This is a genomic window from Trichlorobacter sp. (assembly GCF_030247655.1).
Lineage (GTDB): Bacteria > Desulfobacterota > Desulfuromonadia > Geobacterales > Pseudopelobacteraceae > Trichlorobacter.
Genome location: NZ_JAOTRZ010000363.1, coordinates 1 through 1,603, shown reverse-complemented (window position 1 = coordinate 1,603; position 1,603 = coordinate 1). Strand labels below are relative to the sequence as shown.

The following is a 1,603-nucleotide window of genomic DNA, read 5'->3' as shown; positions in this document are numbered from 1 at the left end:
CGTTAAGGAGTGCTTGAAAATGTTACGTGCAACCCTCACCCCATCCATTGAGATCCGCCTGCAAATCGGGCAACGCCTGGGTGTGGTATTTGCTGATCCGACCCAATTGCACCAGATAGTTATGAACCTTTGCACGAACGCCATCCATGCTATCTACGGACAGGGGCAAGGTGTGTTGGAACTAGTACTTGAGAGCTGCGAACTGGATCATACAGCCTCAGCACAGTTCGTTAATCTGTTGCCAGGCAACTACCTGTGCCTCACCGTACGGGATAATGGCCACGGGATGGATGAAGGGACTCTTGAGAAAATTTTTGATCCCTTTTTTTCAACCAAGGGGCAGACAGAAGGTACCGGGCTCGGGCTCTCGGTTATTCATGGGATTATCACCAAGCTGGGCGGCGCGATTACGGTAGTAAGTAAACCGGGCCAGGGAACCCAATTTGATGTGTATCTGCCTTGTCGTGAAGAGGGCACCACGAGGAATGATCAAATTGAGCAAGGTCAACTGCCCCACTTTGCCAATAAACGTATTCTACTGATAGATGATGATGAAAACCTGCTTTTCAGCATAGATTTGCTCCTGCGGCAACTGGGGTATTCCGTTATCTCCGCAAACAATCCGCTACGCGCTCTGGAATTATTCACGAATAATCCAAACAACTTTGATCTGGTTATAACTGACCAGGCTATGCCGGAAATGAACGGAATGGAGCTGGCATCGCGGTTTGCACAGATTCGCCCCGACATTCCAATCATTCTCTGCACCGGTTATGATCCAACTGCAGGATATGGTATGGCTGCAAACGGTGAAATTGCTGACTATATTACAGAACTCGCCATCAAACCGCTTGAGCGACAGGAGTTAGTTGCGGTACTTACCAAAGTTTTTAACAGGGTATCCTAAGAAGGTAGAGGCTGATGGCAAATATACTGATAATTGATGATGAACCACTGATGTGCCAGTCATTGTCTTTAGTGATACAGCAGAACGGCCACCAGACCACCTGTGCTGGCACCTTGGCAGTAGGGCTTGAAAAAAATAGCACTCAGACCTTTGATGTCATCTTTCTGGATGTCAACATGCCTGACGGCAATGGCCTGGACTGCATCCAACAGCTGATCAGCCATGCCAACGCCCCGGAAATAATCATCATAACCGGATTTGGTGATCCCCATGGCGCTGAAATGGCAATAAAGTGTGGTGCATGGGATTATCTTGAAAAAGGTGCCTCCGTCAAAGAAATTACCCTGTCTCTGCTGCGCGCTCTACAATATCGTGAACAGAAGCTGGCCAGCCAAAACCTTACAACCGGCATTGATTTCAAGCGGGAGGGGATTATCGGCACCAGTAAATGCCTGAAGGAGTGCCAGGATTTGCTGACCCAAGCGGCGCTCTGTGATGCAAGTATCCTGATTACTGGAGAGACCGGCACCGGTAAAGAACTGTTTGCCAGGGCTGTTCATATTGTCAGTGAGCGGCGGACCAATAAATTTGTTGTGGTCGATTGTGCAGCGCTGCCGGACAACCTGATTGAAGGTCTCCTCTTTGGCCATGAAAAAGGCGCATTCACCAGTGCTGATCAGTCACGAGAGGGATTAA

Annotated in this window: 2 protein-coding genes; both read left to right on the top strand. The window is 49.0% G+C overall.

The window, feature by feature from the left end; translation table 11 throughout:
• Positions 1–907, top strand: a 907-nt coding sequence (locus OEL57_RS16720) for a hybrid sensor histidine kinase/response regulator (protein ID WP_300742077.1), incomplete at its 5' end; no start/stop codon positions are given.
• A 14-nt stretch (positions 908–921) separates the two neighbouring features.
• Positions 922–1,603, top strand: a 682-nt coding sequence (locus OEL57_RS16715; protein WP_300742075.1) for a sigma-54-dependent transcriptional regulator, incomplete at its 3' end; no start/stop codon positions are given.